This window comes from Aeromonas sp. QDB18 (genome assembly GCF_027705325.1).
Lineage (GTDB): Bacteria > Pseudomonadota > Gammaproteobacteria > Enterobacterales > Aeromonadaceae > Aeromonas > Aeromonas caviae.
Genome location: NZ_JAPDBQ010000023.1, coordinates 1 through 22,230 on the forward strand (window position 1 = coordinate 1; position 22,230 = coordinate 22,230).

Below are 22,230 nucleotides of genomic sequence, written 5' to 3' on the forward strand. Positions count from 1 at the left end.
CTGCGCGAGCAGCTATCACCCAGTAATGGGGATCCCCCTCCTGTGACGCGAAGCGCTAAGGTGGGGGAGGATGTCAATTCCCTCAACTACACCTCCGGCACCACGGGGAACCCCAAGGGGGTGGTCTATCACCATCGCGGCGCCCACCTCAATGCGGTCAACAATGCCCTCTCCTGGGAGCTGCCCAAGCACCCGGTCTACCTCTGGACCCTGCCGATGTTCCACTGCAACGGCTGGTGCTTCCCCTGGACCCTGGCGGCCACCGCCGGGGTGAGCGTCTGTCTGCGCCACGTGCAGGCGGCGGCCATCTACGGGGCGCTGCGCGAACACAAGGTGAGCCATTTCTGCGCCGCCCCCATCGTGCTCAATATGCTCAACAATGCCGATCCGGCCCTCAAGCAGGGACTCGACCACCCCGTCAAGGCGATGACGGCGGGGGCTGCGCCGCCCGCCACCGTGATCGCCGGCATGGAGGCCATGGGGATCGCCGTGACCCATGTCTATGGCCTCACCAAAACCTATGGCCCCTGCGTGGTGTGCGAGCCGCAAAGACGCTGGCAGGGGCAGGATGCCACCACCCTCTCCCGTCTCAAGGCGCGCCAGGGGGTGGCCTCCCCCCTGCAAGGGGAGATGCGGGTCATCAACCCCGTCAGCGGCGAGCCGGTTCCCATGGATGGCAAGACCCTGGGAGAGATAGTGCTGCGGGGCAACATCGTCATGAAGGGCTACCTCAAGAACCCGTCGGCGAGCGAGGAGGCGATGGCACAGGGATGGTTTCGAAGCGGGGATCTCGCGGTCTGGCACCCGGACGGCTATGTGGAGATCAAGGACAGATCCAAGGACATCATCATCTCCGGCGGGGAGAACATTTCCAGCCTGGAGGTGGAGGACGTGCTCTATCGCCACCCCGATGTGGAAGAAGCCGCGGTGATCGCCATGCCGGACGAGACCTGGGGGGAGGTGCCCTGCGCCTTCGTCAAGCTCAAGGAGGGGCGCGAGCTCACCCAGGCCGAGCTCATTGCGTTCTGCCGCGAGCAGATGGCCCACTTCAAGGCCCCCAAGCACATCATCTTCACCCCGCTGCCCAAGACCTCCACCGGCAAGGTGCAAAAATTCATGCTGCGCAAGCAGTTGGCGTGACGACAAAGGCGCCGCGCCATCAACGGGCCTGCGGGCCCGTTTTGTGTTGCGCGATGCAAAGAAGCAGGGCCTCGCCGGTAGCGGTCGCCAGCCAACAAGACGTGCCTTTCGAGCCCGTCCCGGCTTACCATGGCCGCCATGTCCCGCCAGCCTGAGGATGCCTGTGAGAAAATCGGACCGTCTGTTTCAACTGACCAACCTGCTGCGGGCGCATCAACCCCTGACCGCCCGGGAGCTGGCGACGCGCCTGTGTGTGTCGGAGCGCACCATCTACCGCTATATCGACGATCTCTCTTTGGCGGGCATTCCGGTTTACGGGGAAGCCGGGCTGGGCTATCGGCTGAGCGAGGGGTTCGAAATGGCACCGTTGCAACTGAGTGCGACCGAGCTGGAGGCCCTCATCACCGGGGTGAACCTGGTGGCGGTGCTGACGGGCAAGGGGATGGCCGATCCGGCCCGCGTCCTGCTCGCCAAGATTGAGGCGGCCCTGCCCGCCAAGGAGGCTCGGGCACCTCGCGTCCCCGTGGTGCGGGTGCCTGACTATTCCACGGCGCAGCCTGCATACGCTCGCTGGGACAGGTTGCACGACGCCATCACGGCCGGTCACTGGCTGCACATTGGCTACCGGGATGCCAGCGCCAGCAGGACGGAACGCCAGCTCTTTCCCCTCGGGCTCTTCTACTGGGGCGGATGCTGGACGCTCGGCGCCTGGTGTGCGCTGCGCCGGGCCTACCGGGATTTCAGGGTGGATCGCATCGACACCCTGGCGCCGTGCCGTCAGGGGGAAGGGGCGCCCCCTGGCGCGACCCTGGCCGATTACCTTGCCCTGCGCCAGTCGGATGCGTTTCCCCCTGGGCGCAGTGGCGCCGAAAAAGTCATTCAGGACTGACACAAGGCTGTCAGTAGCCCTTCGTTATGCTGGGTTCTCCAGACCATCCACAACGGAGAAAACGAGATGATCATCAAGGGTGACATGCAACAGGCAGGGGGCGTCGAATTTGCCACCTTCAGGCTCAGGGAAGGGGTGACGGAGGCGGATTTGCTCGCCCTGTCACGGCGGGTCGAGTCCGAGTTTCTTCTTCAGCAATCCGAGCTCATCATGCACTGCCTGCTGCGCGGCGCCGACGGCCTCTATGCCGATGTGGTGATGGCCCCCAGCCAGTCGCTGGTGGAAGCCTATTGCCAGCAGTGGCTGCACAACGACGTGGCAGGGGAGTACCTGACCCTGCTTGACCATCACTCGGTCAACATGAGCTTCTGGACCCGTATCGGCTGAGGGCGGCGCGGGGCCTGCCATCCCCCGGCGAGGGGGCAATCATGAAATGAAACGGGCCCACAGGGCCCGTTTTGTTGAACAGAATTCAATAATTACTTCGTGTGGCGCTCATGCAGGCGCTGCACCACATCCTTCAAACCCAAGCCTTCGTTTTGCAGCAAGACGGTCAGGTGGTAGAGCAGGTCAGCGGATTCGTTGATGAGCTCTTCTCTGTCTTTCGCCATGGCGGCCAGGGCCACTTCCACCCCCTCTTCACCCACCTTCTGGGCGATGCGCTTGGTGCCTTTGCCATAGAGGCTGGCGGTGTAGCTGGTGGCGGGATCTGCCCCTTTGCGTGATGCCAGGATCTGTTCGAGCTCGGCCAGGAAGCCGAGCGGCGGCACGGGGTGGCCGTCGAAGCAGGAGGGGTTGCCCAGATGGCAGGTGGGGCCGACCGGGTCGGCGGCAATGAGCAGGGAGTCCTGATCACAGTCGGTGGTGATGGCGACGAGCTTGAGCACATGGCCCGAGCTCTCGCCCTTGGTCCACAGGCGCTGCTTGCTGCGGCTGAAGAAGGTGACTTGGCCGGTGGTCTGGGTCTTTTCCAGCGCCTCGCGGGTCATGAAGCCCTGCATCAGCACTTCGCCGCTGAGGGAATGCTGGACGATGGCGGGGATCATGCCCTCACACTTGGCCCAGTCCAGGCGCTCGGCCAGCGGCAATGCATTGTCTACTGCTTGATTATTCACGGATGGCGACTCCTTCATTTTTCAGCCAGTGTTTTAATTCGGGAATGGGAATGAGGCCCTTGTGGAACACGGAGGCGGCCAGCGCCCCGTCCACGTCGGCCAGGGTAAAGGCATCGCGAAAGTGAGCCATGGCCCCGGCGCCGCCGGAGGCGATGAGGGGCACCTTGCACACGGCGCGCACCAGCTTGAGCTGCTCAAGGTCGTACCCCTGACGCATGCCGTCCTGGTTCATCACGTTGAGCACTATCTCCCCCGCGCCCCGGCGCTGCACTTCCTGTACCCACTCCAGGGTGGTCCAGGTGGTGGTGCGGGTGCGGCTCTCGTCGCCGGTAAACTGTTTGACCTGATATTGACCGAGGGCGGCATCGAAGTAGGAGTCGATACCCACCACCACGCACTGCACGCCGAAGCGCTCGGCGAGCCGGGTGATCAGGGTGGGATCGGCCAGGGCGGGGGAGTTGATGGAGACCTTGTCGGCACCGAACTCCAGGATCTGGCGGGCATCCTCCACGCTTTTGATGCCGCCGGCGACGCAGAAGGGGATGTCGATGACTTCCGCCACCCGGCTTACCCAGCTCTTGTCCACTACCCGTTCGTCGCTCGAGGCGGTGATGTCATAGAAGACCAGCTCATCGGCGCCCTCGGCGGCGTAGCGGCGGGCGAGGTCGACAATGCCGCCCATCACCTCGTGGTTGCGAAACTGCACGCCCTTGACCACCACGCCATCTTTGACGTCGAGGCAGGGGATAATACGCTTTGACAACATGCTCATTGCTCCATGTAAAGCACGGTTAAAGAAACGTCGTTCTGCCGCCGGCGTTGGCCCGGACGGCGGACGGGAACAGGGTTGGCATGCCTTGAACGGGGGCCCATGAAGGGAGAAACGACAGGCCCGGCAGGCCGTCTCGTCGCCTCTGGGCACCCCACTATATGCATGACTTTATTCAGTGATTCAACCCTTTGTCGCCCTTCACCTGCCCCGGATGGCAGGCTGGCGCCTCGGGGAGGCTGGCCCGATCGTCCGGGTGGGTCTCGTCCGTTGCCATATGCTGGCGCAGGGTGAGCAGGGCGGCATCAAAATCAAACGCCTTCAGTTGCCTGGTCAGGGTGTCGCTGCGAGACCCCAGCATGAGGCGAAGGGGGCCGGCATACTGCTCGTAGAGGGGGATCACGGCGGTGTCGCTTTGCACCAGCAGGGCTTCCATCTGGGCCAGCAGTTGCTGGCGCCACTGATCTCCCAGGGGCACCAGATCGGTGGTCGGGGCGGCGAGATCGTCCCCGAGCAGAGCGCAAAGGGTGGCTATCTCCTCATCGATGGATGACATGAGTCCGGTGGGCTCAGTGTCGCCGCCCGCGATGGCCTGCTCCAGGGCGAGGCAGTGGCGCGACAGCTCATGTGCCCCCAGGGTGCTCGCCACGCCGCGCAGGCTGTGGGCCATGCGAGTTGCATCGCTGTGCTCCCCGGCCTGCAAGTGGCAGTGCAGCCGGGCCATGTCCTGGCCATGCTCATGGATGAAGTAGCGAAGCAGGGCCAGGTATTTCTCCTGATTGCCGTTGAGGGTCGCCAGCCCCTGGTCGAGATCCAGACCCGGGTGTGCCTGCAAGCGGGCAAGGGGGACTGTCACGGGATGGCGAGTGCTGTCGTCCGGGGCAAGCTCGGGGACCTTGCCCTGGGGCAACCAGCGCTGCAGGGCTTCAAACAGCTTGGCGGGGGTGACGGGCTTGGCAATGAAATCGTTCATGCCAGCCGATGCGCTCGCCTTTCTGTCCTCCTCGAAGGCGCTGGCGGTGAGCGCCAGGATGGGCAGCCTGTCCATGCCGGGCAGGGCCCGGATGGCGCGGGTGGCGCTGTAGCCATCCATCACCGGCATCTGTATGTCCATCAGGATGAGGTCGAAGGGGTGCTGGCTGACGCGGGTCAGGGCCTCCTGGCCGTTGACGGCCGTCTCGATGACGAGGCCGCTGTGGCACAGGAGCTCGAGCACCACTTCCCGGTTGATGGCGTTGTCTTCCACCAGCAGGACTCGAGCGTGGCGAGGGAAGCTGAAGGCCTGTTGGTTCCCCTGCTCGGACGGGGTCCGGGAAGGAGCGTCCTCCTTTGCCTTGAACAGCCTGGCGGTAAACCAGAAGCAGCTTCCCTGGCCTGGCTCGCTGGTGACTCCGACCTCACCCCCCATCAGGGCGGCGATCCGGCTGGTGATTGCAAGGCCAAGGCCAGTGCCGCCATATCTGCGAGTGGTGGAGACATCCGCCTGTTCGAACGCCTGGAACAGCTTCTCGCGCTGTGCAGGGGTGATGCCGATGCCGGTGTCTTCCACCTCGAAGCGCAGCAGGTAGCCGGTGGTGAGGGGGCGGGCCAGCCTGACGCGCAGGGTGACGGTTCCCTGCTCGGTGAACTTGATGGCGTTGGTCGCATAGTTGAGCAGGGCCTGGCGCAGGCGGGTGATGTCGCCATGCACCCAGGCGGGGGTATCGCCGATGTCCGTCACTATGGTGAGCCCCTTGGCCCTGGCCTGGTCGTTCATCAGGGCGCGGACGTTGTCCAGCATGGCGGTGAGGGAGAAATCGGTCAGCTCCAGCGTCATCTTGCCCGCATCGATCTTGGAGAGATCCAGGATGTCGTTGAGGATGCTGAGCAGGTGCTGGGCGGCAGTGTCTATCTTGGTCAGCCGTTCGAGGTCGGTGGGATCCCGGGTGTCGCGCTTGAGCAGATAGGTGAGCCCCAGGATGGCGTTCATGGGGGTGCGGATCTCGTGGCTCATGTTGGCAAGGAAGGCGCTCTTGGCGTGGTTGGCGCTTTCGGCCCGCTGGTGGGCCTGGGCCAGCTGCCGGGTGCGCTCGTTGACCATCTCCTCCAGGTGGTAGCGATACTGGTCCAGCTCCTCGCCGAGCTGCTTCTTCTCGGTGATGTCGGCCTGGACCGTGACGTAGTGGGTGATTTCGCCGCTCTCCTGGCGGATCGGCGACACCGTGGCCAGTACCTGGTAGTGGGAGCCATCCTTGCGCTGGTTGATGAATTCGCCATGCCAGCGCTGGCCGTGGTTGATGGAATCCCACAGGGCGACATAGCTGGCATCCGGGGTGAGGCCAGAGCGCAGCAGGGACGGGGTCCGGCCTATCACTTCGTGCTGCTGGTAACCGCTGGCGGCGAGGAAGGCGGGGTTGACGTACTCGATGCGCGCCCGGGTGTCGGTGATGAAGACGCCGTCAGGGCTCTGTTCGAGGGCCAGGGACAACTGGCGCAACTGCTGCTCGGCCAGCTTGCTCTGGGTGATGTCCAGATGAATGCCAAGGAGGCGCACGGGCCGCTGCTGGGCGTCCCGATAGACGCTCCCTTTGCTCACCAGCCAGCGGATGCCGCCATCTGGCAGCAGGATCCTGAACTCCAGCTCGACGGGGGCGCCGCTGACAGCCCGCTCCGCCAGCAACTGCTCGATGCGCGGCCTGTCATCCGGATGCAGGCAGGCTTGCCAGGCGGCCAGCTCGCCGAGCGCCTCGGCACTGCGGCCATAGAGGCGGGCGCATTCCGGCGAGAAGAAGAGGCGGTTGCTGACCATGTCCCATTCCCAGATGCCGACATGGGCCCCTTCCTGGGCCATCAGCAGGCGCTGCTCGCTCTCGCGCAGGGCGCTGCTGACGGTTTCGGCGCGCACCCGTGCACTGATGGCGTCGTCCATCAGGTTCAGGGCTGCGAGGCGAGCACGACGCTGGGTATCGAGCGCCATCTGCTGATTGTGTTGCAGGCGCTGCTCTGCGAGCTTGCGCTCCGTGATGTCCTGCACGGTGCCGTAGAGCTCGAGTATGGTGCCATCCCTGTCCCTGAGAGCCGCCCCGCGGGCAATGACCCAGGCGGTCTCCCCCTGCTCCGTGATCACTTCGGCATCGCACTCGTAGGGCTGCCCGTCCATCCTGCAGCGCTCGACGGCCTGGGCCACCGTGTGCCACCCCTCCTGAGTGAAGTATTTTCTGACCTCGGGATAGACGGCGGGGGGGAGGGCCGGATCCCGGCCATAGATGCGATAGATCTCCGGTGACCAGAAGTGGCTGTCATCGGCCACGCGCCAGCGCCAGTTCCCTATCTTGGCGAGACGCTGGGACTCGCGCAGTATGGCTTCGTTGCGGCGCAGCGCCTCCTCGGTCTCCTTGTTCTGCCGGTTGTCCTCGATGATGGAGATGAAGTAGTCGGGATTGCCTTCGGCGTCGCGCACCAGGGCCACCGTCAGAGTGGTCCAGATGATCTCGCCCCCCTTGTGCAGGTAGCGCTTCTCCAGGGTGTAGTGGGGGATAGTTCCCGCCAGCACCCGGGCCACATGGGCCTCATCGAGGTAGAGATCGTCCGGGTGGGTCAACTGCTGGAACGTCATCCCGGTGAGCTCGTCGGCCCGGTAGCCCAGGATGTGGCACAGCCGCTGATTGACACGCAGCCAGTGTCCATCGGGGGAGACCAGGGCGATGCCGACCGCCGCCTGTTCGAAGGTGACCTGGAAGCGGTTCTCGCTCTGCTGCAACTGGTTCTGGGTGTTCATCAGCTCCTGCCAGCGCAGGACCTCTCTGGCCCGGGCGCGATGAAAGGCGGCACTGAGCACGCTGATGAGCAGACCGTTGGCGATGAGCAGGCACCATTGCACCAGATCCTGGCCAGCCTCGACACTCAGTGAATAGATGGGGGGGAGCATGAAATAGCTGGTGACCAGGGCGGTGATCAGGGTGCAGAGCAGACCTGGCAACAAGCCCCCCAACAGGGCGCAAACGATGATGGGCAGCATGAAGAGAACCAGCAGCGGTCGCTCGCCAAAGGCGATGGGCAGCTGGACCCGGATTTGCAACATCAGAACGGGCAGCAGCACGGCCAGCAGGGAGATCCCCCAGCGCTGGGTGGAGGGGCGCACATGCCACAGGGGTGACCAGCTCATCATGGGAGATCCTCCGGTGGCATGGGGGCCTGGGGATAGGGGGGCGGCACTCCGAGCTGACGGGAGAGCCCGTTGATCTGGTGCTTGAGGGCCAGCATGGCGAGCTCCCTGTCTACCATCACCTTGTTGAACCGCTCCAACTCATGGTTCTGCTGGCGCAGCTCGCTGGCCTGGCGGGTCAGGGCCTGTTCAACCTGCTCCCGTTCGGTGACATCGAGCAGAATGCCGATGATGGCGGGCTGGCCGAGATAGTCGACGCGCCGCCCGTACAGCTCGACCTCCAGGGATTCCCCGTGCTGATGCAGGGCACTGAAGCGGGTGTGGATATCGCGCGCGTCCTGCTCGCACGCGCGCACCAGCTCGGCGACCCTGGTGCTGTCCTTGGGAGCGGCAAGGGCGTGCAACTGGCCAACGGCGATCAGCGCCCCCGGAGTGTCATAGCCAAACAGTCGGGCAAAACAGGGGTTGATGTAGCAGAGCCGACCCTGCTGGATGATGTAGATCCCGGCAAGGGATTGCTCCACCAGTGCACGGAACAGTCCCTCGCGCTCTCGCAAGTCGGCCTCGGCCTGTTTGAAGTCCGTGATGTCCCGAGAGATGCCGAAGATCCCGATCACCTGCCCCTCGCTGTCTTGCAAGGGGCCTTTGGTTGCGAGAAACACATGCTCGCCATCGGGCAGGGTCAGGTACTCCTCCTCGGTCTGCACCCGGTTGCGCTCTATGACCTGGCGCCCGGATGCCATCAGCATCTGCGCCTGCTGCGGCGGGAAGAGCGTCAGATCATCCTGGCCCAGCACCTCGTCAACCGGCTTGCCGACAAACTGGCTGGCGGCCCGGTTGAAGAGGATGTATCTGCCCTCCTTGTTCTTGGCGAAGATGGCGTCTTCCGAGCTGTCGGCGATGGCGGAGAGCAGTTGCAACGCCTCCAGCCGCTGGGACTGGGAATGCTGAAGCTGCTCGGCCATCTGCAGCCGGGTGTGCTGGCGCAGCAGGATGATGCCGGCGTTGGTGACAAAGAGCACCAGCAGGCCGATGAGACCGATCCAGACGCTCTCCTTGAAGGTGGCCTGGTAGAGTTCCGCCTTGTCGATCTTGGCCAGCAGGTACCAGTCCGTGTTCATGACCGGATAGACAACCCCGAAGACCTCGCTGCCCCGGTAATCCTGGCCATAGAGTACCTGGGGCATGCCGCGTTCGGCGAGCCGCAAATACTGGGCAGCCAGCAGGGTGGGGTGGGTGACGGGATAGTGCAGGGTGAGAGCCGGTTCCGGGCGATAGCGCAGGCTACTCAGATAGTGGACCTGATCCCCCTGCTGGCGAAACAGAATGGCTTCTCCGCTGCTGTCTGGGACGGGCCAGGACCCCAGGATCTGATCGAGCCAGCGATTTGCGCTTATCTGCATCACCAGCACGGGGGCAGGTCCTGCAGCAACCTCCAGATTGACCAGAAAGTCCAGCCTGGCGTGACCGCGATCATTGAGATAGGGACCAAGACGCATGACGTTGCCCTGCTCGAGCCGTGGCAGGGCGTCACGCAACGTGGCATTCATGGTGTCGCCACCCGGGGTATGCCACAGGGGCTGTCCGGCAGGATTGAACACGGCCGCACCGTGAAATCCGCGTACCGAGATGAATTCGAGCAGCCTTGCCAGTGGTGGCGTGATCGCTTCGGGTGAGGATGGTGCTTGTCCGGGACGATAGAAATCAGTACTGCCCAGACCCTTTATGAGCTGGTGAATATCCTGCTCGTGGGTTCCGAGCCACTCGGTGACGCGCTGGCTCTTGAGATCCGCGATGGCTTCGAGACGAGCCACCTCCTTGTTGCGTGCCAGTTCGATGTTGCGGGCGATGGCCATGGCGGTCAGGGCCAAAATGAGCCCGTTGAGCAACAGGAAGGGGATCCATTGACGCCGCGTAAAGACAGGTGTGCTGCCGGTGGTGTCAATGCGACGACGCAGCATGGCATAAAGCATGAGGGCCGTGATGAGGATGAAGAGCCAGCCCTTGATGGTGCTTGCCATGGCGAACTGGGCAGGGGTGCTGAACAGCCACTCCACCGCCTTGTCGGAGAGCAGGATCCACAGGCTTGCCACGGCGGCATAGGTGAGCACGACGTTGAGCACATGTGCCCGGGTCAGGGGAGCCTCAGCCATCCACGGCCTCGCTGCCATCCTGGTAGCGTTCGGCAATGGTGACGAAGGCGTCGAAATGGCGATCGAAGGCGGTCACGACATCGGGATCGAAATGGTGGCCACTGCCGGAGAGGATGAGGGCGCGAGCCTCGTCGTAGCTCATGGCCGGCTTGTAGACCCTGGCGCAGATGAGGGCGTCAAACACGTCTGCCAGCGCCATCAGGCGGGCCGAGAGGGGTATGGCGTCCCCTTGCAAGCCATCCGGGTAGCCGCTGCCATCCCACTTCTCGTGGTGCCAGTGGGCGATCTCCTTGGCCAGGGTGAGGAAGGCCAGGGGCTGCTCCATGTCCTGTTCGGCCTCCTCGATGGCATCGCTGCCGAGCTTGGCGTGGGTGCGCATGATCTGCCACTCCTCCGGGGTCAGCTTGCCCGGCTTGAGCAGGATGTGGTCGGGAATGCCCACCTTGCCGATATCATGAAGCGGTGCGGAGCGGCTCAGCAGATCGATGTAACCCGGAGTCAGGGTATCGGCGAAACGGGGGTGATCAGCCAGGGCGCTCGCCAGCAGACGCACATAGCCCTGGGTGCGCAGGATATGGTTGCCGGTTTCGGGGTCGCGGATCTCCGCCAGATGGGCGAGGGCGCGGATGGAGACCTGCTGGATCAGGTCGTTTTCCGCCATTCGCCGCGCGACCTCGGCTTCCAGCGCCGCATTCTGGTTTTGCAGACCGTCACGGGCCTGCTTGGCCTCCAGCTGGGTACGCACCCGGGCCTGAACGACCACCGGTTTGATGGGCTTGGTGATGTAATCAGCGGCGCCGAGGGAGAGGCCGAACTCCTCGCTCTGGGGGTCGGCGAGGGCGGTGAGCAGAACGACGGGAATACGGCTGCTGATCGGGGACTGACGCAATTGCCTGAGCACTTCATAACCATCCATGCCGGGCATCATCACATCCAGCAGGATGAGGTCAGGCTTTGGATCCGCGCTGACGATGCGCAGGCATTTTTCCCCGCTCTGCGCAGCCAGCACGCGGTAATGAGGCGAAAGCAATTCGGTCAGTACCATCAGATTTTCGGGTGAGTCGTCGACGATCAGGATGGTGGCGTTGTGAGGTGTCAACATATGTCTTCCATGACGCTATCCCTGTGAGGTCGAGTATAGAGCCAATTGCTGCCAAATCATAAGGTTCGCCCCCATCGGGGAGAAAGAGGCCTGCCCGGATGGGCAGGCTGTCTGATGCCGGAAAGGGGCGCGTCACGCAGCGCGGCCGTCACCCCAGCAGCGAATGGCTTCTGCCACGTCAAACTTGCCCTCCAGCAGGGCACGGCCGAGGATGATCCCCTTGACGCCGGTTCCCTTGAGCGCCTCGATATCCGCCAGACCGCCGATACCGCCGGACGCCTGGAAGCCGACGCTCGGGTAGCGGGCACAGAGATCCCGGTAGAGTTCGACGTTGGTGCCCGCCAGGGTACCGTCCCGGCTGATGTCGGTGCAGAGCACGTGTCTGAGTCCGGCGGGGAGGAAGCGCTCGATCAGCGCCTCGATGGAGATGCCGCTGTTCTCCTGCCAGCCAGCCACTGCGATGTGGCGGTTGCCCTGTTCATCGATGTTGACATCCAGCGCCAGCACGATGCGCTCGGGGCCATATTTCTCCATCCAGCTGGCCACCAGATCCGGAGATTTGACGGCGGTGGAACCGATCACCACCCGGCTGGCGCCGGCCGCCAGCAAGTCGGCCACATCCTGTTCGCTGCGCACGCCGCCGCCGACCTGCACCGGTGCCTCGGTGGCGGACAGCAACTGGGCGATGAGGGCCAACTGGCGGGCCTTGGCATCCTTGGCGCCGTCCAGATCCACCAGGTGCAGCTGCGCCGCCCCCTGGCTGACATAGTCATCGAAGCGGGCCTGCGGGTTGTCGCTGTAGGCGGTTTTCTGGCCGTAGTCGCCCTGGTAGAGGCGCACGACCTGACCGTTGATAAGGTCGATTGCGGGAATAATCATGCCTGTCATAGCTCCAGAAAGTTTTGCAGTAGGCGGGCACCGGCCGGGCCGGATCGCTCCGGGTGGAATTGGGCGCCAAAGAAGTTGTCCCGCCCGACGATGGCGGTAAAGGGCAGGCCGTAGTCGCAGGTCGCCAGGGTCGCGTCGGTCACCTCCAGCGCATAGGAGTGGACAAAGTAGAAGTAGCTGCCGCTGGGGATGCCTTTGAGTAGCGGGTGGGTCTCGTCGTGTTCAATCTGGTTCCAGCCCATGTGGGGCAGGCGCAGGTTGCCCACCTCCATCAGGCGGATCCTGCCAGGCACGATGCCGAGGCAGTCGATGAGCGCTCCTTCGCTGCCATCGGCGCTCATGTTCTCTTCCGAGGCCTGTGCCAGCATCTGCATGCCGAGGCAAAAACCGAGCAGCGGCTGCTTGGCGGCGCGAATGAGGGGCACCAGTTCCCGCTCATTGAGGTTCTTCATGGCGGCGATGGCAGTGCCGACGCCGGGCAGGATCAGCTTGTCGGCCTGCTCGATGTCGGCGGCCTTGCAGCTCACCCTGGGCTGCACGCCGAGGCGCTCGAACGCCATGCGCACCGAGGCGAGATTGGCGCAGCCGGTGTCGATGATGACCAGGTTCTGTTTCCCCATCACAGCACCCCCTTGCTGGAGGGAAGCTCGCTCCCTTCCACGCGAATGGCCTGGCGCAGGGCGCGGCCAAAGCCTTTGAACAGCGCTTCCACCTGGTGGTGGGTGTTGCCGCTGCCCACCTTCATCTGCAAGGTGATGGCCATGGCGTCAGAGAGGGAGCGGAAGAAGTGGGGCACCATCTCGGTGGCCATCTCTCCCACGCTGTCGCGACCAAAGCCGCTCGGGCAGTCGAACACGAAGTAGGGACGGCCGCTCAGATCCAGCGCCGTGGCCACGTCCAGCTCGGTCAGCGAGGTGTTGTCAGCCTCCTGGCGGGGACGCCCGTCGATCACCGCCTGCACCTCGTCCATCGCCAGCACGAAGCCGAAGCGGCCGATGCCGCGCTTGTTGCCAAGGGCCTGGCGCAGGGCTTGACCCAGCGCCAATCCCACATCTTCCACCGTGTGGTGATCGTCGATGTGCAGATCGCCGCTCACTTTGAGCTTGAGGCGAAAGCCCGCGTGGGTCGCTATCTGATCCAGCATGTGATCGAAGAAGCCGATGCCGGTGGCGATCTGGTTGCCACCGCTCTTGTCGAGATCCACCGCCACCTGGATGCGGGTCTCCTTGGTGTAGCGCTCCACCTCGGCCACGCGCCCCTTGGAGAGCAGCTGATCACGAATGGCAGTCCAGCCGTGATCTTGCGGGTGGTAACGTATGCCGCGGATGCCCATGTTCTCGGCAAGCTGGATGTCGGTCTGTCTGTCGCCAATCACGAAGGAGTTGGCAAAGTCGATGCGGCCCGAGGCGAGATACTCCTTCACCAGCCCAAGGTGAGGCTTGCGGCAGCTGCAACCGTCGGTGGGGAAGTGGGGACAGATCAGCACTTGCTCCCAGGTAACACCCTGGGATTCGAAGAGGTGCATCATCAGGTCGTGGGGCGGCTGGAAGTGTTCAAGGGGCAGGCTGGCGGTGCCGAGCCCATCCTGGTTGGTCACCATCACCAGCACGTAGCCGGCGGCCTGGAGCTCACGCAGCACAGGTATCACCATGGGCTCGAAGCGCAGCTTCGCAAGGCTGTCCACCTGCTTGTCGGTGACCGGCTCCTCGATCAGGGTGCCGTCACGGTCGATAAACAAAAACGGGGTTTTCATCGCTACATCCTTGCTTGTCTTACAGAGAGGGTGGGGGCAGGTCACGCAGCACGGCCAGCACGGCGTCCATTTCGCCCTGATAGCCGATGGTGATGCGGATGCTGTTGTCAAGGCCAGGCTTGCTGGAGAAATCACGCAAGATGATGCCGGCGGCCTTCATGGCGGCGAACACGGCGGCGCCATCCACGAAGCGCACCAGCACGAAGTTGCCCTTGTCCTCGAACACTTCCTTGACGCAGGACAGACGAAGCAGCTCCGCCTTGATGAGCGCCTTTTGCTTGTTGAGCTCCTGCACCCGCTCCTGCATCAGTTCCAGCCCCATGGGAGAGAGCGCCTGGGCGGCAATCTGGGCGATGGGGTCGGGAATGGGGTAGGGCGCGATCACCTTGGCCAGCATGGCAATCACCTCGGGATCCCCCAGGGTAAAGCCGCAGCGGATCCCTGCCAGGGCGAAGGCCTTGGAGAGGGTGCGGGTCACCACCAGGTTCGGGTATTGGGCGAGCAGGTCCACCACGGAGGCCTCCGGGCAGAATTCGATGTAGGCCTCGTCCACGACGATGATGGCGCGGTCCCGGGCCTTCTCCAGCAGGGCGACGAGTCCCTTGCGGCCCACCAGATCCCCGGTGGGATTGTTGGGGGAGCAGAGGAACACCAGCTTCACGTCAGAGAGGCGATCGGCGATGGCGGGCCAGTCCGGCTGACGGCTGGCGGTCAATGGCTGCTCGACAATCCCCACGCCACAGGTCTCGGCGCTGATGGCGTACATGCCGTAGGTGGGGGGGCAGATGAGGATCTGATCTTCCCCCGCCTCGCAGAAGGTGCGGATCAAGAGCTCGATGGCCTCGTCGGCACCGCGGCTTACCAGCACCTGATCCGGATTGACCCCGGCGTAGGCGGCATAGCCATTCACCACCTCGGCCGGCTGGCACTCGGGATAGCGGTTGAGGCGACTCCCCTCGACGGTGAAGGGATAGGCCAGGGGGGCCTCGTTGGCATTGAGCCAGACGTGGCCCTGGCCGCCGATGCGGCGCGCGGACTGGTAGGGAGTGAGAGCCCGTACAACGCGACGGGCCAGATTGACGATGCTCATGACAAATCCTTCTGCTGTGCTGTTTGTTGGGGCTCGGCGGCCAGGGCGTTCAACCTGAGGGTGACGGCATGCTTGTGGGCATCGAGCCCCTCGGCCTGGGCGATGCGCTGGACAATGGGGCCAAGGCCGCGAATGCCGTCTGCAGTGAGCTCTTGAACCGTGTAGCGGCGCTGATAGTCAGCAAGCCCCAGGCTCGAGCAAGTGCGGGCATAGCCGTAGGTGGGCAGAGTGTGGTTGGTGCCGCTGGCGTAATCACCGACCGACTCCGGTGTCCATGCCCCGAGGAAGATGGAGCCCGCGTTCTCGAGCTTGTCCAGCAGATCCCGGGGTGCCCGGGTCTGCACGATGAGGTGTTCCGGTGCATAGGCGTTGGAGATGGCGCAGGCCTCCTCCAGGTTGTCGCAGAGGATCACCAGGCTTGCCTTCAGGGCTTGCTCGGCGATGTCGCGGCGGCTGAGGTCGGCGAGTTGCGCCTGGATCTCGCTGCCGATGGCATCGGCCAGGGAAGCGGAGGTGGTGACCAGCACCACCTGGCTGTCGGGGCCGTGCTCGGCCTGGGAGAGCAGATCCGATGCCACGAAGGCCGGGTTGGCGCTCTCGTCTGCGATCACCAGCACCTCGGAGGGGCCGGCTGGCATGTCGATGGCGGCGCCCCGCCAGTCACGGGAAACCTGGCCCTTGGCTTCGGTCACATAGGCGTTGCCCGGGCCGAAGATCTTGTCCACCTTGGGGATGGTTTGCGTGCCATAGGCCATGGCCGCGATGGCCTGGGCGCCGCCGATGGCGAACACCTGACGGACGCCACAGGCGCGGGCGGCAAACAGGATCTCGTCGCTCGCCGGAGACGGGGTACAGAGCACCACCTCACGGCAACCGGCCAGGCTTGCCGGAATGGCCAGCATCATCACGGTGGAGGGGAGCGGCGCGCTGCCTCCCGGGACATAGAGGCCGACCCGGCTGATGGGTTGGGTGCGCAGCTCGCACAGTACCCCGGGCTGGGTTTCGACTCGGACGACGGGCTGTACCTGGGCGGCGTGGAAGGTACGGATATTGGCGATGGCGGCCTCGATGGCACCCTTGATGTCATCACCGAGTCGAGCGCAGGCGGCATCCACTTCCGCGTCGCTCACCCGAAGCTGTTCGCGGGGCGCGCGTTCGAAACGCTGGCTCAGCTCGCGCAGGGCCTCATCGCCCCGGCTACGTACCGCGGCAATGATGTCTCGCACCACGGTACCGATGTCGGCTTCGTCGCCAAGGGCGGGCCGGGTCAGGACCTCGGCTTGCCGGGCGGGGGAGAGGGTCTTCCAGATCAGGGTCTGCATGATGTGTCTTCCTTATTCCATCATCTCGGCTTATTCCATCATCTTTTCAATGGGCAGCACCAGGATGGAGCTGGCACCCAGGGCCTTGAGCTGTTCCATGGTCTCCCAGAACAGGGTTTCGCTGGAGACGACGTGCAGGGCCACCTGGTTGGTGTCACCGGCGAGCTGCATGATGGTGGGACGCTCCGCCCCCGGCAGCAGATCGGTGATGGCATCGAGCTTGTCTTTGGGGGCGTGCAGCATGATGTATTTGCTTTCGCGCGCCTGCTGCATCCCCTGGATGCGGGGCAGCAGCTTGTCGATGAGTTTCTGCTTGGCATCGTTCAGGGGGTTGGGAGCCTGCACCAGGACGGCCTTGGAGCGGTAGATCACCTCGACCTCTTTCAGGCCGTTGGCTTCCAGGGTCGCGCCGGTGGAGACCAGATCGCAGATGGCATCGGCCAGACCCGCGCGGGGGGCCACTTCCACCGAGCCACCCAGCATCACGCTCTTGAAGCCCAGGCCCTTCTCGTCGAAGAAGCGCTTGAGCAGACCGGGGTAGGAGGTGGCGATGCGCTTGTCGGCCAGGCTCTCGGGTCCTGTGTAGTTGACATCGTCCGGCACCGCCAGAGAGAGGCGGCAGCCGCCGAAGTCGAGCTGCTTGAGGGTCTTCACCGCAAAGGGCTGCCCCTGGGCTGCGCGAATGAGCTGCACCTCTTCGAGAACGTTCTCGCCGATGATGCCAAGATCGACCACCCCTTCCATCACCAGACCCGGGATGTCGTCATCACGCACTCGCAGAATGTCGATGGGCATGTTCTCGACATGGGCGATGAGGCGCTGTTCCCGCAGGTTGATCTTGAGGCCGCAGCTCTTGAAGAGGGCCTGGGAATCCTGGCTCAGACGACCGGATTTTTGCATGGCGATGCGCAGACGTTGTGTTTCCATTGCTCGATTTCCTTTTAGTCAAAAACGAAAAAACCCTCGGAAGTATGTGCTTCCGAGGGTTTATGAATCTTGCGGTCCTTTTGGAAGTCACCAGTTAAGTGTCTTCCAGCAGTCAACCTCCTGAAAGACTATTCGGGATGATGATGGTGATGATGAGTCTTCAGGGTGGTGAACTTCATGATGTAATCAATCCTTTACAAATCAGATGCCGTTGTTGACGCCCGATTTAAACTACCTGCCTTGACAGAAAATGCAACCGAAAAATGTGATCAGGACGATTAAAGTTGAGAAAACGGTTTTCTGGTCGATAACTAGACAATGAGATGCCAAAGGAGGCGACATCATGCCCAGCCAGGACCTGTTATTTCCCATCCTGCCCCGTGCACCCTCGACACCGAGCCCGGATGACATCAAGCGGGAGGTGACCCAGATCAGCCAGAAACATCAGCTGCGCAAGATAGGCACCGACAATGGCGGCGGTGGCCAGCATCACCAGCAGAGAGAGCAGCCGCCAAAGGCTGATCAACCAGCGGTACAGGATGATGATCACAAACCGGATCCGGACCACCGGATTGATCTCTTCGTCTGAACGCATTATCAGTCCCGCTTTTTCCGCGCTTTTGGCATAATGCCCGCTTTTGCAACGGGACATGCCTTTGACCATCATCCAGACCCTGTTCAAGCCAGACGGCCCCCTGGCCCGCCATATTGACGGCTTCAAGGCCCGTGCCCCGCAACTGGAGATGGCCGAGGCGGTGTCCCGCGCCATCAAGCAAGGTGGCCGTTTGCTGGTGGAGGCTGGAACGGGCACTGGCAAAACCTATGCCTATCTGGTGCCTGCGCTGGAATCCGGCAAGCGGGTGGTGATCAGCACCGGGTCCAAGAATCTGCAGGAGCAGCTCTTCTATCGGGATCTGCCCACCATCACGGGGGCGCTTCACTACACCCCGCCGGTGGCACTGCTCAAGGGGCGCAGCAATTACCTCTGCATCGAGCGGATGAACCGGCTGTTGAGTGAATCCCATCTGCAAAAGCCCGAGGTCCTGAGCGATCTCGTGAAGGTCAAATCCTGGTCGACCGCTACCGACAACGGCGATGTGGGGGATATCCCGGGGCTACAGGAGAACGCCGAGATCCTTGCCCACGTCACCAGCACCAACGACAACTGCCTGGGTCGCGACTGCCCCTATTACGATGATTGTCACCTGGTCATCGCCCGGCGCCGTGCCATGGACGCCCAGGTGGTGGTGATCAACCACCACCTCTTTTTCGCCGACATGGCGGTCAAAGACACCGGCTTTGGCGAGCTGGTGCCCGAGGCGCAGGTCTATGTATTCGACGAGGCGCACCAGCTGCCCGAGATCGCCAGCCACTACTTCGGCAAGTCCGTGGGCAGCCGCACCATCCAGGATTTGGCGCAGGATATCCAGCTTGCCTACCGGGCAGAGGCTCATGACATGGCCCAGCTTGGCAAGGCGGCGGACAGGCTCGCCATTGCCAGTCAGGATCTGCGCCTTGCCTTCGGCGTGGAGGGGGGGCGCGGCAACACCCGGGATCTGCTGAGACAATCCCTCTGGGCCCAGGCGCTGGCCCGCCTCAACGATGCCATCGGGCTCTGTTATGAAGTGCTGAAACTGGCGCTCGGGCGAGGGGAGCTGCTGGATCACTGTTTCGAGCGCATCAGCGAGCTGCGCACCCGCCTTGGGGAGGTGCTGGCGGTCAACCAGACCGGTTTCTCCTACTGGTATGACTGTTCGCGTCTGCACTTTACCCTCAATCTGACGCCGCTGTCGGTCGCCGAGCGCTTCGGTGCCGAGGTGCAGCGCCCCGAGGTGGCCTGGATCTTCACCTCGGCCACCTTGACGGTGGACAATCGCTTCGCCCACTTCGTCGCCGAGATGGGGCTGGCCGGCAGCGCCGAACTCATTCTCGACAGTCCGTTCGATTACGCCGAGCAGGCGCGCCTGTGCGTACCCCGTTTCTTGCCAGAGCCCAATGCCTTCGGGCGCGGGGAGCAGCTGGCGACCCTGATGATCCCCCTCATCAACAAGACGCCGGGGGGATGTTTTTTCCTCTGCACCAGCCATCAGGTGATGCGCCAGGTGGCTGAGGTGCTACGCCGGGAAATCGGCCGCACCGTCCTGCTGCAAGGGGAAGACAACAAGCAGCGGCTGCTCAAGACCTTCGTGGAAAACGGTCGGGCCGTGCTGGTGGCCACCAGCAGTTTCTGGGAGGGGATAGACGTGCGGGGGGCGGCATTGTCCTGTGTTATCATCGACAAGCTGCCCTTTGCGAGCCCGGACGATCCCCAGCTCAAGGCACGGGTGGAGGATTGCAAGCTCAAGGGGGGGGATCCCTTTGCCGAGCTGCAGTTGCCCAAGGCGGTGATTGCCCTCAAGCAGGGGGTGGGGCGGCTCATCCGTGATCGCAGTGATCACGGCGTATTGGTTATTTGTGATCCCCGGGTGGTCAACAAGCCCTATGGCGCCACCTTCATCAAGAGCCTGCCTGCCATTCCACGGACCCGGGAGCTGGCGACCCTGGGAGAATTTTTCGGACCACGGGAGTGAGTCCGCCGCGCCGGGGCTGATTGCCCCCGGCCATGCATGACGGCAGGCCTTGGCCATGCTGACGATTTAACTGACTGATGTGAAGAGAATAAAAAGAATGGATGAGTTGAAGATCCTGGCCGTGGATACCGCCACCGAAGCCTGCTCCGCAGCCCTCTTGGTGGGCGATACCCTCTACTCCCGCTGGGAAGAGGCGCCCCGTGACCATACCCGCAAGATCCTGCCCATGGTTCAGGCTCTGTTGGATGAAGCCGGTCTATCGTTGGATGAGCTCGACGCCATCGCCTTCGGTCGTGGGCCTGGCTCCTTCACCGGGGTACGGATCGGGATCAGCGTGGCCCAGGGGCTCGCCTTTGGTGCCGGCGTGCCGATGATCGGTGTCTCCACCCTGGCGGCCATGGCCCAGGGGGCCCATAAGCTGGAAGGGGCCGAGCAGGTGCTTGCCGCCATCGATGCGCGCATGGACGAGGTCTATTTTGGCCACTACGCCCTGGTGGACGGAGTGATGACGCTGGTGGGCGAGGAGGTGGTGAGCGAGCCAGCCGCACTGGTGCAGGCCCGTGACAAGCTGACTGGCGCGGTGAGCTGCGTTGGCACCGGTTTTGAAACCTATGGCGAGACTCTGGGCGGCCTGGCAGATGTGCTGATGCCAAGCCAGGTGCGTTTCCCGGCGGCCGCCGACATGCTGCCTCTGGCACGCCAGGCCTGGTTTGCGGGTGAGGCGGTGCCGGTTGAGCAAGCCACCCCTGTCTATCTGCGTGACAAGGTGACCTGGAAGAAACTGCCGGGTCGCGAATAGGCGGCAACGGCTGCCCCGGGCTGCTTTATCGGACGATGATGGAGAGACGAATGAGAAAATCCGTGATCATGCTGGGATTGGTGGGGCTGCTGCTGGGCGGTTGCAGCACGGTGCCCAAAGAGCTTGCCTATGAGCCTGCGGATCAGCTGGTGGCCTATCAACCCGCCCTGAAGGGGATGGAAGGCAAGCCGGCCCGCTGGAGCGGTGTCATCTCGGCGGTCCACAACAAGGCGGATCAGAGTGTCATCGAGGTGGTCTATCTGCCCCTCAAGTCCAACGGGGTGCCGGAGCAGACCGAGCAGAGCCCCGGTCGTTTTCTCGCCATCATGCAGGGGTTTGTCGACCCGACCCTCTATGCCAAGGGTCGCAGCCTGACGGTGCTCGGCACCCTCGACAAGCCGGTGGACAGCCAGATTGGCGAGCACAAGTATCGCTTCTCGGTACTCAAGGTGACGGGGAGCAAGCTGTGGCCACCGGTGAAGGAGGTGGAGATCCGCTACATGGATCCCTACTTTTACGATCCTTTCTATGATCCCTTCTGGCCCAGACGGCCCCTGCGCCGCTGAGGAGCCCGGATGACGGCGACATTGCAGGAGCGCAGGCTGCGCCTGGCGGACGGGCGGCACATCGCCCTGCTGGACAATGGTCAGGAGGACAGACCGCTGCTGGTGGCCCTCCATGGCTGGCTCGACAACGGTGCCAGCTTTTTGCCTCTGGCCCCCTGGCTGGGGGCGTTTCATCTGGTCTGCGTCGATCTGCCGGGCCATGGTCACTCCGATCACAAGTCGACTCCCTATGTCTTCGTGGACTGGCTGGATGATCTCTACCAGATCACCCAGGCCGCGGGCTGGCAGCGTTTCATCCTGCTTGGTCACTCTCTGGGGGCGCTGATTGCCTCTGCCTATGCCGGCGTCTTTCCCGAGCAAATCGAGCGGCTCATTCTGCTGGAGGGGCTCGGCCCCTTGAGCCAGCCCGACGAGGAGGTACCGGGGCAGCTGCGCCGCGCCATCCTCAACCGCACTCGTACCCGTGAGCGTGCAACCAGTGGATTTGCCACCCTCGAGGAGGCGGTGGCTGCCCGCTGCAAGGTGGCGGACATCCCCCCGAGTGCGGCACGCCTTATCTGCGAGCGACAACTGGAGGCGCGGGAAGGGCGCTGGTATTGGCGCAGTGATCCCCGTCTTCGCGATCTCTCGCCCCTGCGCATGAGCGAGGGGCAGGCCCAGGCCCTGATCCGGGCCATCGTCTGTCCGGTGCTCTTTATCCGGGGAGAGCAGGGCTTCCCCGGGCTCCTGGCACAGTGGCAGTTGCGGGAGGCGGCCTTTGGCCACATTGAACGGGTGACGGTGGCAGGAGGCCATCATTTTCATATGGAAAATTCATCAGAAACCGCCGTTTATATCGAAAACTTCGCTCAAATCCGGTAGGATCGGCGGCTTTGAATCATGTCAGGTTTGCTTTCTCCCTCACATTTCCCGTTGTTAATTCACTGTTAATTGATGTTGCCTTATGTAAATATGTGCGGCATTAGAGCATGAACTTAAAACAACTGATTGAAATGGATGTGAC

At 63.3% G+C, this 22,230-nt stretch carries 19 protein-coding genes and 1 other annotated feature; of the genes, 8 read left to right on the forward strand and 11 right to left on the reverse strand.

Going from position 1 to position 22,230, the window contains the following annotated elements; all coding sequences use genetic code 11:
- From OKC30_RS05895 to OKC30_RS05905, 3 genes are all read left to right on the forward strand, one after another.
- The coding region (locus tag OKC30_RS05895; protein WP_270809574.1) for an AMP-binding protein at positions 1 to 1,140 on the forward strand (1,140 nt) is incomplete at its 5' end.
- 190 nt (positions 1,141 to 1,330) lie between these two features.
- Positions 1,331 to 2,029: a helix-turn-helix transcriptional regulator gene (locus OKC30_RS05900; RefSeq protein ID WP_270809575.1), complete on the forward strand. Its 699-nt coding sequence runs from the start codon at positions 1,331 to 1,333 to the stop codon at positions 2,027 to 2,029.
- Between the two features lie 66 nt (positions 2,030 to 2,095).
- Complete coding sequence (locus OKC30_RS05905) at positions 2,096 to 2,416, forward strand: hypothetical protein (protein ID WP_143237504.1); 321 nt, start codon at positions 2,096 to 2,098, stop codon at positions 2,414 to 2,416.
- Between the two features lie 92 nt (positions 2,417 to 2,508).
- Here OKC30_RS05905 and hisIE read toward each other — a convergent pair whose 3' ends face one another.
- From hisIE to hisG, 11 genes are all read right to left on the reverse strand, one after another.
- Complete coding sequence (hisIE, locus tag OKC30_RS05910) at positions 2,509 to 3,144, reverse strand: bifunctional phosphoribosyl-AMP cyclohydrolase/phosphoribosyl-ATP diphosphatase HisIE (protein ID WP_029314506.1); 636 nt, start codon at positions 3,142 to 3,144, stop codon at positions 2,509 to 2,511.
- Positions 3,137 to 3,910, reverse strand: a complete 774-nt coding sequence (gene hisF, locus OKC30_RS05915; protein WP_270666285.1) for an imidazole glycerol phosphate synthase subunit HisF — start codon at positions 3,908 to 3,910, stop codon at positions 3,137 to 3,139. The genes hisIE and hisF overlap by 8 nt, the downstream gene beginning before the upstream one ends.
- A gap of 178 nt (positions 3,911 to 4,088) precedes the next feature.
- Complete coding sequence (locus tag OKC30_RS05920) at positions 4,089 to 8,060, reverse strand: PAS domain S-box protein (protein ID WP_270666283.1); 3,972 nt, start codon at positions 8,058 to 8,060, stop codon at positions 4,089 to 4,091.
- Positions 8,057 to 10,210 carry a PAS domain-containing protein gene (locus tag OKC30_RS05925; protein WP_270666281.1) on the reverse strand — a complete coding sequence of 718 codons (2,154 nt, stop codon included), beginning with the start codon at positions 10,208 to 10,210 and terminating at the stop codon, positions 8,057 to 8,059. Before OKC30_RS05925 ends, OKC30_RS05920 begins: the two co-directional genes overlap by 4 nt.
- On the reverse strand, positions 10,203 to 11,312 hold the full coding sequence (locus OKC30_RS05930) for a response regulator (RefSeq protein WP_010674688.1): 1,110 nt from the start codon (positions 11,310 to 11,312) through the stop codon (positions 10,203 to 10,205). The genes OKC30_RS05925 and OKC30_RS05930 overlap by 8 nt, the downstream gene beginning before the upstream one ends.
- A 132-nt stretch (positions 11,313 to 11,444) precedes the next feature.
- Positions 11,445 to 12,191: a 1-(5-phosphoribosyl)-5-[(5-phosphoribosylamino)methylideneamino]imidazole-4-carboxamide isomerase gene (gene hisA, locus OKC30_RS05935; RefSeq protein ID WP_010674689.1), complete on the reverse strand. Its 747-nt coding sequence runs from the start codon at positions 12,189 to 12,191 to the stop codon at positions 11,445 to 11,447.
- 5 nt (positions 12,192 to 12,196) lie between these two features.
- On the reverse strand, positions 12,197 to 12,820 hold the full coding sequence (hisH, locus tag OKC30_RS05940) for an imidazole glycerol phosphate synthase subunit HisH (RefSeq protein ID WP_039039129.1): 624 nt from the start codon (positions 12,818 to 12,820) through the stop codon (positions 12,197 to 12,199).
- Positions 12,820 to 13,953 (reverse strand): bifunctional histidinol-phosphatase/imidazoleglycerol-phosphate dehydratase HisB, encoded by a 1,134-nt coding sequence (hisB, locus tag OKC30_RS05945; RefSeq protein WP_041211397.1) that lies wholly within the window; start codon positions 13,951 to 13,953, stop codon positions 12,820 to 12,822. Before hisB ends, hisH begins: the two co-directional genes overlap by 1 nt.
- Positions 13,954 to 13,972: 19 nt before the next feature.
- Positions 13,973 to 15,043, reverse strand: a complete 1,071-nt coding sequence (hisC, locus tag OKC30_RS05950; RefSeq protein ID WP_171865386.1) for a histidinol-phosphate transaminase — start codon at positions 15,041 to 15,043, stop codon at positions 13,973 to 13,975.
- Entirely contained in the window at positions 15,040 to 16,365 is a 1,326-nt protein-coding gene (gene hisD, locus OKC30_RS05955; RefSeq protein WP_041211399.1) for a histidinol dehydrogenase, read from the reverse strand. Before hisD ends, hisC begins: the two co-directional genes overlap by 4 nt.
- A 30-nt stretch (positions 16,366 to 16,395) precedes the next feature.
- A complete protein-coding gene (gene hisG, locus OKC30_RS05960; RefSeq protein ID WP_041211400.1) occupies positions 16,396 to 17,292 on the reverse strand; it encodes an ATP phosphoribosyltransferase in 897 nt (298 codons plus the stop codon).
- Between the two features lie 24 nt (positions 17,293 to 17,316).
- Positions 17,317 to 17,445, reverse strand: a sequence feature (His leader region).
- A 190-nt stretch (positions 17,446 to 17,635) separates the two neighbouring features.
- Between hisG and OKC30_RS05965 the strand changes: the two genes are divergently transcribed.
- From OKC30_RS05965 to OKC30_RS05985, 5 genes are all read left to right on the forward strand, one after another.
- A complete protein-coding gene (locus OKC30_RS05965; protein ID WP_160837501.1) occupies positions 17,636 to 17,881 on the forward strand; it encodes a hypothetical protein in 246 nt (81 codons plus the stop codon).
- A gap of 61 nt (positions 17,882 to 17,942) precedes the next feature.
- The gene (locus OKC30_RS05970) at positions 17,943 to 19,862 is read left to right on the forward strand and encodes an ATP-dependent DNA helicase (protein WP_143237507.1); all 1,920 of its coding nucleotides are present in this window, start codon (positions 17,943 to 17,945) and stop codon (positions 19,860 to 19,862) included.
- A gap of 97 nt (positions 19,863 to 19,959) precedes the next feature.
- Positions 19,960 to 20,661, forward strand: coding sequence for a tRNA (adenosine(37)-N6)-threonylcarbamoyltransferase complex dimerization subunit type 1 TsaB (tsaB, locus tag OKC30_RS05975; protein WP_042017608.1), 702 nt, complete (start codon positions 19,960 to 19,962; stop codon positions 20,659 to 20,661).
- Positions 20,662 to 20,711: 50 nt separating this feature from the next.
- The gene (locus OKC30_RS05980) at positions 20,712 to 21,227 is read left to right on the forward strand and encodes a Slp family lipoprotein (RefSeq protein ID WP_160837500.1); all 516 of its coding nucleotides are present in this window, start codon (positions 20,712 to 20,714) and stop codon (positions 21,225 to 21,227) included.
- Positions 21,228 to 21,236: 9 nt separating this feature from the next.
- Entirely contained in the window at positions 21,237 to 22,088 is an 852-nt protein-coding gene (locus OKC30_RS05985) for an alpha/beta fold hydrolase (protein WP_160837499.1), read from the forward strand.
- Positions 22,089 to 22,230 lie beyond the last annotated feature (142 nt).

Bases quoted from the DNA above. Each gene is read 5' to 3' on its own strand.
- OKC30_RS05980 (WP_160837500.1), top strand. From the start codon at position 20,712: ATGAGAAAATCCGTGATCATGCTGGGATTGGTGGGGCTGCTGCTGGGC.
- OKC30_RS05930 (WP_010674688.1), bottom strand. From the start codon at position 11,312: ATGTTGACACCTCACAACGCCACCATCCTGATCGTCGACGACTCACCC.
- OKC30_RS05920 (WP_270666283.1), bottom strand. From the start codon at position 8,060: ATGATGAGCTGGTCACCCCTGTGGCATGTGCGCCCCTCCACCCAGCGC.
- hisD (WP_041211399.1), bottom strand. From the start codon at position 16,365: ATGCAGACCCTGATCTGGAAGACCCTCTCCCCCGCCCGGCAAGCCGAG.
- OKC30_RS05985 (WP_160837499.1), top strand. From the start codon at position 21,237: ATGACGGCGACATTGCAGGAGCGCAGGCTGCGCCTGGCGGACGGGCGG.
- OKC30_RS05905 (WP_143237504.1), top strand. From the start codon at position 2,096: ATGATCATCAAGGGTGACATGCAACAGGCAGGGGGCGTCGAATTTGCC.
- tsaB (WP_042017608.1), top strand. From the start codon at position 19,960: ATGGATGAGTTGAAGATCCTGGCCGTGGATACCGCCACCGAAGCCTGC.
- hisA (WP_010674689.1), bottom strand. From the start codon at position 12,191: ATGATTATTCCCGCAATCGACCTTATCAACGGTCAGGTCGTGCGCCTC.
- hisC (WP_171865386.1), bottom strand. From the start codon at position 15,043: ATGAGCATCGTCAATCTGGCCCGTCGCGTTGTACGGGCTCTCACTCCC.
- hisB (WP_041211397.1), bottom strand. From the start codon at position 13,953: ATGAAAACCCCGTTTTTGTTTATCGACCGTGACGGCACCCTGATCGAG.
- OKC30_RS05965 (WP_160837501.1), top strand. From the start codon at position 17,636: ATGCCCAGCCAGGACCTGTTATTTCCCATCCTGCCCCGTGCACCCTCG.
- hisH (WP_039039129.1), bottom strand. From the start codon at position 12,820: ATGGGGAAACAGAACCTGGTCATCATCGACACCGGCTGCGCCAATCTC.
- OKC30_RS05925 (WP_270666281.1), bottom strand. From the start codon at position 10,210: ATGGCTGAGGCTCCCCTGACCCGGGCACATGTGCTCAACGTCGTGCTC.
- OKC30_RS05970 (WP_143237507.1), top strand. From the start codon at position 17,943: ATGCCTTTGACCATCATCCAGACCCTGTTCAAGCCAGACGGCCCCCTG.
- hisF (WP_270666285.1), bottom strand. From the start codon at position 3,910: ATGTTGTCAAAGCGTATTATCCCCTGCCTCGACGTCAAAGATGGCGTG.
- hisG (WP_041211400.1), bottom strand. From the start codon at position 17,292: ATGGAAACACAACGTCTGCGCATCGCCATGCAAAAATCCGGTCGTCTG.